The organism is Akkermansia sp. N21169, assembly GCF_029854675.1.
Lineage (GTDB): Bacteria > Verrucomicrobiota > Verrucomicrobiia > Verrucomicrobiales > Akkermansiaceae > Akkermansia.
This window is the reverse complement of record NZ_JARWNC010000008.1, coordinates 1-9645: the sequence shown is the minus strand read 5'-3', so window position 1 is coordinate 9645 and position 9645 is coordinate 1. Positions and strand designations below refer to the sequence as shown.

Genomic DNA, 9645 nt, shown 5'->3' with positions numbered 1-9645 from the left:
AACGGAGTCACTCTGAATGTTAAAGAAACTTTGTCTTTTAACGAAACCACAGGGACATTTACGATTGAGGACGGGAGTAACGCGGGGTTCCTGCTCGTCTCCTCTCTCAACATGGGGGGAGGGGATTTGGTTTTGTCGACTTCCGGAGAGACCGAGATAGGCAATGTGACGGGTGCGGGCAAGTTGATCTTCCAGAAAGATGCGACGATTTCCGGAGACGTTGACGGGGATTTGGTCCTGCGTTCCGAATCCGGGGCCGTCGTCACCCTGGATGGCGGGACCAAGAAGTTCGGCAACGGCATTGGGATGCTCAACAATGCGACGTATCAATTGACCGGGGGCGCGAAAGTTTTCGGGAAGGAATATAACGATTTAGGTGGTACATACCTTACCAGCCGCATCTATTTGCAACAGGGGAGTACGCTGGAAATGGACAAAATCGGAATGGCTTACGGCCAGATTGATTTTGGTCGGAGCGATGTTGAAAACAGCGGGGCCGTCATTATCAATAAAACCATTCTTTTGTCTCCCTATTCGAGAAGTAAAACCAATATAATCAATATCTATAAGGGGATTGTGTTTTCCGCGCTCGGCACCAGCACCAGTTCAAGCAATACGGGTGACGGGGCCTTGTTCCTCGGGATGTACGACAATACGGAGATTAACATTTTCGGTGAATTCAATCTCGTCAATGCGTTTATGGGAATGAATAGTTCCGGTAAAAAAACAGGGACGATTAACATTAAAGAAGGGGGGATCGGCAATTTCAACAAGGGTGTAAACGTAAGCGGGGGAGGTACGGTGAAGGTCAATGTTGCCGATGGTGCTGCGTTGAACATCGCCGGGAGCAATGGCATTGCCAATATCGGCAACCTGACCGTGACCCTGTCTTCCGGTTCGACTTTGGGTTTGATTGATGACGCGACGGTAGCGAAGGGTTTGACGCTTCCGGACGGGACGGTGACGCTGCATACGGACAAGTACGTGCTTAACACGACCGACGCGGCCGGGGGACAGCGTTCGACGGACGGGGCGGCCATGACGATTTCGGGGGCCCTGACGGGGTCTGCCGATGCCTCACTCCGCATCGAGGGGCACGGCAGCGTCGTGCTGGCGGGCAACAACCTTTCCTATCTGGGCGGCTTTACGATCACGAAGGACGCGACCCTGACGGTCAATTCCCTGGTGGGGGTTGTGGATGGCGACGAGAGCGGCGCCCAGGTGACCCAGAGCATCAACAGCGCCTCGGCCATCACCTTCGAAGAGGGCGGCCGGCTCGTTTTCGCCGGTTCCAAGAACGACAATTTCGCCTATGCCGGGAACTTGAGGGGGGCCGGATCGATCGGTGTGGATACGACGGTGAAGCTCTCGGATCTCGGGGTATCGGGTGAAGTGACGGTGGGCAAGGACGGGAAGCTGGTTCTTCAAAAGGGCATCGACCTGAGCGGCCAGACGGGGGCGGTGACGATCAACGGCGGCACGCTCAATTTCACCAACCAGGTTTCCTTTGGAGACAACAAGCTCGACATCAATTTGAACGGAGGCACGATCAACCTGGCGGAGAAGGAAGGTTCGGACACGTCGGCGAAGGTTCTGCTCAGGGCGGGCAAGCTGACGGTGACGGACAATTCGTCGATTTCCCTCGACAAGGTCATCGGGATCGTGTCGGCGGATTCCCTCGACGGGGATGCCGCGGGCAAGACGCTTTCCCTGCGGAAGGATTATAACAATGATGTGGACGGGATTTTCGAGTTGAACGGTGCCGGGACGTTCAACGGGACGGTGACGCTGCTCAACGACTGCGGCGGAGCGGCCGGGCGGGAGCACTTCATCCTGCGCCTCAACGACACCAATGCCCTGAAGAACGCGACGGTGGAGCTGCAGGCCGATACGTCTGAAACCGCGACGAACACCTACGGGACCTCGAAGCTGGAGCTCGGGGTAGAGGAAGTGACGATTGCCGGGTTGAAGAGCCGCGGCTACCACAACAACGTCGCCCGGGGAAGCGGCGTGGACAAGGCGACGCTGACGATCGAGACGGCGTCCGGCGTGAGCAACACGTACACCAGCGATATCGGGGATGGGGTTTCGATCATCCACGACGGGGCCGGGACGCAGATTTTGACGGGGGACCTGGGCACGTTCGACTCGGTCATGACGGCCCGCCAGGGCATTCTGGACGTGAGCGGCGCGACGAATCTCGGAGCGACGAACGCCGTGACGCTGAATCTTGACGGAGGCGCCCTGAAGCTGGGGACGCTCAGCGGCAAACAGACGCTGACGACGAGCGCGGCCGGTACGGGGACGCTTGCGGGCGGCCTGGTGCTGGGCGGCGGCGTGATCGTGGCGGACTATTCGCTGAAGAACGATTCGAAGGCTCTCTACCAGGTGGACGGAGCGCTCTCCCTGGGGACGGGCGATACGGTGCTGACGCTCGACCTGGCCTCGTTTGCCGGATTCGGGGCGGGCACTTACACGATGAAGCTGCTGGGTGCGGCGAGCCTCGGCTTCAGCTCCCTGGACGACAGTCAAATTGCCGTCATCGGGATGCAGTACGACAAGACGGCCCGCAGCAAGCTGAGCTTCGATACGTCGGGCAGCACGCTGACCCTCAATTTCAAGAAGAGCGATCCGGTGAGTCTCTCCTGGGCCGGCACCTCCGGCTCGCACGCCTGGGAAGTCCTGAAGGACGCCTCGTCCTGGACCAACACCCAGGGGCTGACGGGCGAAGAGGCGGCCTTCCACACGGGCGACTCGGTCGTCTTCGGAGCCGATGCGGCCGACAAGACGGTGACGGTCAACGGCACGGTGAAGCCCGGTTCCCTCTCGGTGACGGGCGGCAGCTACACGTTTGAGAAAGGTACGGACGGGGCTCTTTCCGGCAACGGAGCGCTGACGGTGTCCGGGACGGGCACGGTCGTCTCCATGAAGTTCGCCAGCTCGGACTGGTCGGGGGCGGTGTCCCTGCAGTCGGGAGAAGTGCAATTTGTCTCCGGCGGCCTCGGCACCGGGAAGATCTCGGCGGGCGGCGGCGCGAAGCTGACCTGGCTGGAAGGCAACGAGGAAGACATTTCCGCCCGCCTGAAGGACGGTGTCGCCGCCGGGACCTCCCTGGCGCTGAACATCTCCGGAGCCGGCGACGAAGTCACCTTCGGCACGGCGGTGAACAATGCCGCCTCGTATGCGAAGGAAGGAGCCGGGACGCTGACGCTCGACGGGACGGGGATTTTATCCGGTTCCCTGACCATAAACGGGGGGACGGTGGAACTCAAGGGCAACGGCGACGGCGGAGCCGGCGGCGTGGTGAAGGGGGATGTATCCGTCGTCGACGGCCTGCTCAAGATGGGCAAGGACGCGACGGGCTGGGGAGGATCCTCCGTGAACACCTCGGCAATCCGCGTGGAGGAAGCGGGCCGCGTCGAACTGGCCGGCAGCCAGACCATGAAGGGGCTCGTCCTGACGCTCCGGGGAGGCTCCGTGGGGCTGGCCTCGGGAGTGACCGGCAAGGGGATCGACCTCTTCGGGGGCGGTGCGAAGATTCTTACGGAAGCGTCCGGAACGACGGCGACGATCTCCGCCGACGTGGGTCTGCGCCAGAACGACACGGTCATCAGCGTGGCCGACGGTTCGGCGGATGTGGACCTCCTCATTTCCGGCACGGTCAGAAACCACCTCGGAGGGGACGAAGGCAACCACGTCCTTGTCAAGCAGGGTGCCGGTTCCCTGAAGATTACGGGCAACTATGAAGCCACCGGCGCGGTGCGCGTGGAATCCGGCGTTCTGGAATTCCAGTCCGCCTCCCTCAGGGCGGGGGACATGGCCATCGCCGGAAGCGGCACGGTCAGGTTCAACGGAACGGAAGCCGGAGGCTACGTCTACGGAGGTTCCCTCTCCGGGTACGGAGGGCTTACCGGGACGGTGGAAGTGGCCGGCGGTTCCCGTCTGTCCCTGACGGGGGCGAACGGCGATTTCGGCGGCACGGTCGTGCTGGGTTCGGGAGCCGGCCTGACGGTCGGCGGAGCCTTTGCGGCGGGCGCCGTGAACACCGGGGACTCCGCCTCGTCGCTGAGCTTCGGCGGCACGGGAGATAAAACCATTTCCGGGAGCATGACCGGAACGGGCGCCCTGTCGGTGACCGGTTCCACCGTGCTCCTGTCGGGCGACAACTCGGGCTACGGCGGCGCCGTCTCCATTTCGGGGGGCACCCTCCGCGCAGGATCCGCCTCCGCCCTGGGGACGCAGGAGGCGAGCATCTCGGGCGGCGTTCTGGACATCAACGGCAACGCCCTGGCCAACAACGTCTCAATGACGGGCGGCTCGCTCAAGGGCGGCGCCGGTTCGGGCGTCGGCAAACTGGATATCGCCCTGTCGGACGCCACGGGCACCGCCACGCTCGACGGCACCCTCACGGCCGCCTCGCTCTCCCTGGGCGGCGGCAACACCCTCTCTTCGATGACGCCGGGCTCCACGCTCTCCGTCACCGGGGGCACGGTCCTCAAGACCAACTCCCGCCTGAAGGCCGACTGCCTGGAACTGGGCACGTCGCTGACGATGGACAACCTCAGCATGTCCGCCGGGGACGCCCTCGTCAGCGTCGCCGGAGCCCTCACCTCGCAGGGATCCGTCGCGCTGAACTTCTCGGCCGACTTCCTCCAAAAACTCTCGGAAGGCAACTACACAATCGCCTCGTTCGGCAGCGACGGGGGCAGCCTCACGGAAGGCATCGCCCTGGGAGAAGGAGGGGTGGAAATGGACTGGGACGACGTCTCGCCCATCTACTCCTACGCCCTGGAACGTTCCGGCGACGGAGCCTCGTGGGTGCTGAGAGCCTACATCAACACCGACACCAAGACCTGGATCTGGGCGGGCAACGCCCAGGCCGACTGGGTGGACGGCAACACCTTCAACGCCAACTGGCAGGGCAAGGAGGCCGAAACCGACGGGCCGGCCAACCACGCCGTCTTCTTCGGGGCGGCGGGCGACACCTCGCTGACCGAGCATACCGTCGATATCGCCGCCGAGGGGGTCACCCCCGTCTACGTCCAGGTGGAATCCAACGGCACCTACATCTTCCGGGGAGGAGCCATCAAAGACGGCCTCAATGCCGCCGGAGCCCCCCTGGCCACCACCATGCTCGTCAGCGGCGTGGGCATCGTCGAATTCCACCAGGCCAACGAATTCACCGGCGGCACCACGCTTCGCCGGGGTACCCTGGTGATGAAGGACGCCCGGGCCCTCGGCACGCAGGGCGCCATCACCTTTGACGGAGGCACCCTCGAGTTCGGCACGGCCATGGCGAAGAGCGTCTCCGACGCCCTCTCCGACCGCTTCATCGTCAACACCACCCAGGACGACCAGGGCAACACCATCCTCAACGATCTCAACCTCGCCGTCGGCGGGGAAGCCGGCAGTGTCTCCCTCGGCCTCAACAGCGTGTTGAACTCCAACGCCGAACTCGTCCTCAACAAGTTCGGCACGGGCGACCTCGAACTCACCGGCGACTTCGCCGGGAGCATCCGCCTGACCGACCGCGATGCCGACACCTACTCCAACATCCGCCGCAGCGACGCCGGCCAAGGAGGCACCCTCACCCTCTCGGGCGAATCCTACAACCTCGTCACCGTCGACGCGGGCCACACCCTGCGCATCAACGGCGCTGCCGTCACCCTGCAGAAAGCCGTCGCCGGGGAAGGCGAAGTCTCCATCCTCGGAGGCAGAAGCCTCGCCATGCTGGAAGAAGACGCCACCGTCTCCGCCACCGTCGCCTACGGGCAAGGCTCGTCGATGAGCGTCGGCAACGCCACCGTCCTGTCCGGGGACACCACCCTCTCGGGCACCACGGCCACCCTCTCGGGCAACGGCGGTCCCATCACCCTCGCGGGAGCCGTCCGGAGTTCCGGAACCGCCGGAAGCGCCTGTGAATTCGTCCTCGACCAAGCCGTCTTCAACCTCTCCGGAGCCGCCATCGACGGGGACGCCGTCACCATCGTCCTGGGCAACGGAGTCCCGGGCGCCGGAACGCGCGACACCTCCCTCGTCCTCGGGGACGGGGAAGACGCCCTCCTCGCCCTCGACAAGCTCCGTCTGAACGCCGACGCCGCCATCACCGGCAGCGAAGGCCAGCGCCTCGTCCTGCAAGACGCCGTCCTCTCCGGAGCCCTCGAAGGGGACTACACCCTCGTTGCTGCCGGAGGAGTCGACCATGTCGTCCTGCTGAACGCGGGAGTCGACACGGGCAGCGTCCTGATGGAAGTCGACGGAGGCATCCTCGACCTCAACGACCTCGCCCTGGACAACGACATCACCATCAAGGGAGGGGCCCTCCGCCGCGCGGGCGGCTGGTCGGCCTCCGGCACCGTCACCGCCCTGGGAGGCGCCATCGACGCAAGCGGCTTCATCGGCGGCCCCGCCGTAAGCCTCGACATGGGAGGACTCACCGGCAGCGCCCTGCGGAACGCCACCCTCGCCTCCGGCAGCAGCATCGACAACCTCGGCCGGGGCAACGTGCTCTTCAACCGGGCCGACCTCGTGCTCGACTCCATGAACGCCACCATCAAAGACGCCTCCACCGGGCAGGAAATCCCGCAGGGTCCCGGCGGCGCAGCCACCGCCCTGATCAACTTCGCCGCCCCGCAGGGCAGCGAAACCACCGTCGGGATGGCCGGAGACGGCGTCATGAACATCCAGCTGGGCGAAGACCTCCAGACCAACATCCTGCGCGCCCTCACCGTCAAATACGACGCGAGCGAACTGCTCCCCGACTACGCCGAACCCCAACCCCTGGGCGACCGCGTCTCGCTGAGCATCACCAACGGCACCCTCGACCCCGGCACCGCCATCCGCTTCAACCCCCTCTTCCGCGAATGGGGCCTGCAGATCGTCGGCATCCAGGGAGGCAACGTCATCGTCGACGGCAACCTCTCCGTCTGGCTCGCCTCCAGGCATGGCGACATCACCGGCAACGGGGATCTCATCGACTACCGTGCCGTCTACGTCGACCGGGACATGAACGTCACCCTCCCCGCCTCCGGCAGCGACGGCGACAACCCCGCCCTCGTCATGAAATACGTCAGCGGCGTCCGCGGAGCCAACCTCAACATCTCCTGCGGCGACGCCTCCGGCACGGCCCGCGCCATCCTCTTCAACGGGCGCGACAAGGACGGAGACCTCGTCCACTCCCGCCTCGCCGGCAACCTCACCGGCGGCGAACGCACCCTCATCGAGAAAACCGGAGAAGCCACCCTCGCCATCGGAGGCACCCTCTCCTCCGCCGGCACCGTAGCCGTCCGCGAAGGCCGGCTCGAGCTCACCGCCTCCGGGCGCAGCCACAGCGTGGCCGCCCTCGAAGTCACCGGAGCCGGGACGGGAACGGAAGCCCTCCTCACCCTCAGCGGGCTCGACTCCGTCCTGGAAGCCGGCTCCCTGAGCGTCGGAGCCAACGGGCGCATCGCCCTCGACGGAGACGGCAGCCTCCTGAGCGCCGACACCCTCGGCGGAGCCACGGGAGGCGCCATCGACCTGGGTGAAGGCACCCGCCTCAACCTCGTCCGGGGCGGCACCTGGAAAGGAACCATCCGCGCCGCCACCCCCGGGGAAGCCCTCGTCACCCTCCGGGGAGGGGAACTCCTCCTGAGCAGCCCGGACACCTCCGGAGAAACCGGAGAAGCGGCCCGGCCCGGCCTCGACGGCGTCACCCTCGACCAGGCCGAAGAAGCCACCCTCGCCCTCGAAAGCGGCGCCGAAGCCCGCCTCCGCGACTGGTACACCTCCGACTCCTCCGGCACCCCCGGAGCCGTCGCGGGAAGCCTCTCCGGGGCCGGCACCGCCGCCATCACAGGCACGGCCACCTTCGGCGGCAGCCTCGCCTCCTTCACCGGCAACCTCAAAGCCGCCGGCGACGGGGCGCATCTCACCGTCACCACCCTCGACGGAGCCGGGGCCGCCCTCGCGGCGGACTCCTCCGGCACGCTCACCCTCGACTACCGGGCCGGCAGCGCCGCCTACGGCTCACTGAACGCCTCGGGAGGCGGCACCGTCCACCTCCTCGCGGGCAACTCCGAAGGGTCCAACAACACCCTCACCCTCAACAACGGCGGAAGTATCGCCGGAGACTCGGTCCTCGCCTTCACCCTCAACACCTCCCAGGGAATCAACAGCGAAGGCAGACCCCTCCTCCACGTCGCCTCGGCCGAGGGAGAAGACGCGGTCCAGGCCACCCTCGGCATCGGCAGCGGAGCCACCCTCCGCCTCGCCGCCGCCCGGGGCCAGGAATACATCGACGGGGACCTCCCCCTCCAGGTCGCCCTGGCCGACCACGTCGTCCAGGAAGGCGACGTGCGCCTCGCCTTCGACGAACTCTTCGGCAAATACTTCGACACGGCCGCCTCCAGCGTCCGCACCGTCAACGGCATCCTCACCCTCACCACCGCCGCCAACCGCAACGGCTTCTACATCCACCGGGGGCAGAGTGAAGTCGCCACGGCCGGCGGCTCCCTCCTCGACCGCGTGCTGACCACCCTCAACCCGCAGGCCCAGGACCCCGCCGGAGAACTCGCCGGACTGCTCAACGCCGTCGACGCCCGCATCTCCGCGGGCGACGCCACCGGAGCCAGCCGCCTCATGGCCGCCTCCGCCGGCAGCACCGTCACGAGCCTCCTGACCGCCCAGCGGTGGGAATTCCAGAACCAGCAGAACATGCTCCGCAACCGCGTAGCCAACATGGGCCTCAACCCCGCCTACACCTACGCCGGGGACCTCCCCCTCTACAACATGTGGGTCCAGGGCACCGGCAGCTACAACCGGGTCGACGGAGACGGAGACTGCGCGGGCTACCAGCTCAACACCTGGGGAGGCACCTGCGGAGCCGACATCGACCTGAGCCCCAGCCTCACCGTCGGAGCCGCCTTCAGCGCCAGCTACGGCGACCTCACCTCCAGTGCGGCCGACACCCTCAGCGGCACCCTCGACGGCTACTACGTCAGCCTCTTCGGGCGCTACCAGCACAAGAACTGGGGCCATAGCCTCATCCTCACCGGCAGCTGGAACAACGCCACCTACGACCGCAGCGTCAACGGCGGGGCCGGAGCCGGAGGCTACGAAGGCCACGGGGAAACCAGCGGCAGCGCCTACGGAGCCCTCTACGAACTCAGCTACGACATCTCCCTGGGGGATGAAACATCCGGCATGATCCTCCAGCCCATCGTCACCGCCCAGGTCGCCCGCTACACGATGAACGACTACAGCGAAACGGGAGCCGGAGCCGCCGGCCTCGGCGTCGGCGGCCTGGAAGGCACCACGGCCACCGTCGCCGCCGGAGCCCGCTTCCTGAGCCTGATTGGCAGCAACGTCTTCGGACGCCAGTCCCAGGGCGAACTCCGCTTCCAGGTGGCCCAGGACATGGGCGACACGCGCACCCGGGCCGACGTCGGCTTCACGGGGCTCCCGCAATACAGGACGGGAGTGCGAGGCGCCGAACTGGGAACCACCTCGCTGCAATTCGGGGCGGGACTGAGCATCCCCAGCGGTGAACAGGGCACCATCTTCGCCGAAGCCAACGGCGATATCCGCTCCGGAGCCACAAGCATCAACGGATCACTCGGATTCAGGTACAACTTCTGATTAGGAACAGAAGACGCAAACACACAG

The 9645-nt window shown here is 65.6% G+C and carries 1 protein-coding gene; it reads left to right on the top strand.

Going from position 1 to position 9645, the window contains the following annotated elements; genetic code table 11:
- The first annotated feature begins 30 nt into the window (after window positions 1-30).
- Entirely contained in the window at window positions 31-9618 is a 9588-nt protein-coding gene (locus tag QET40_RS00110; protein WP_280125133.1) for a hypothetical protein, read from the top strand.
- Window positions 9619-9645: the final 27 nt, after the last annotated feature.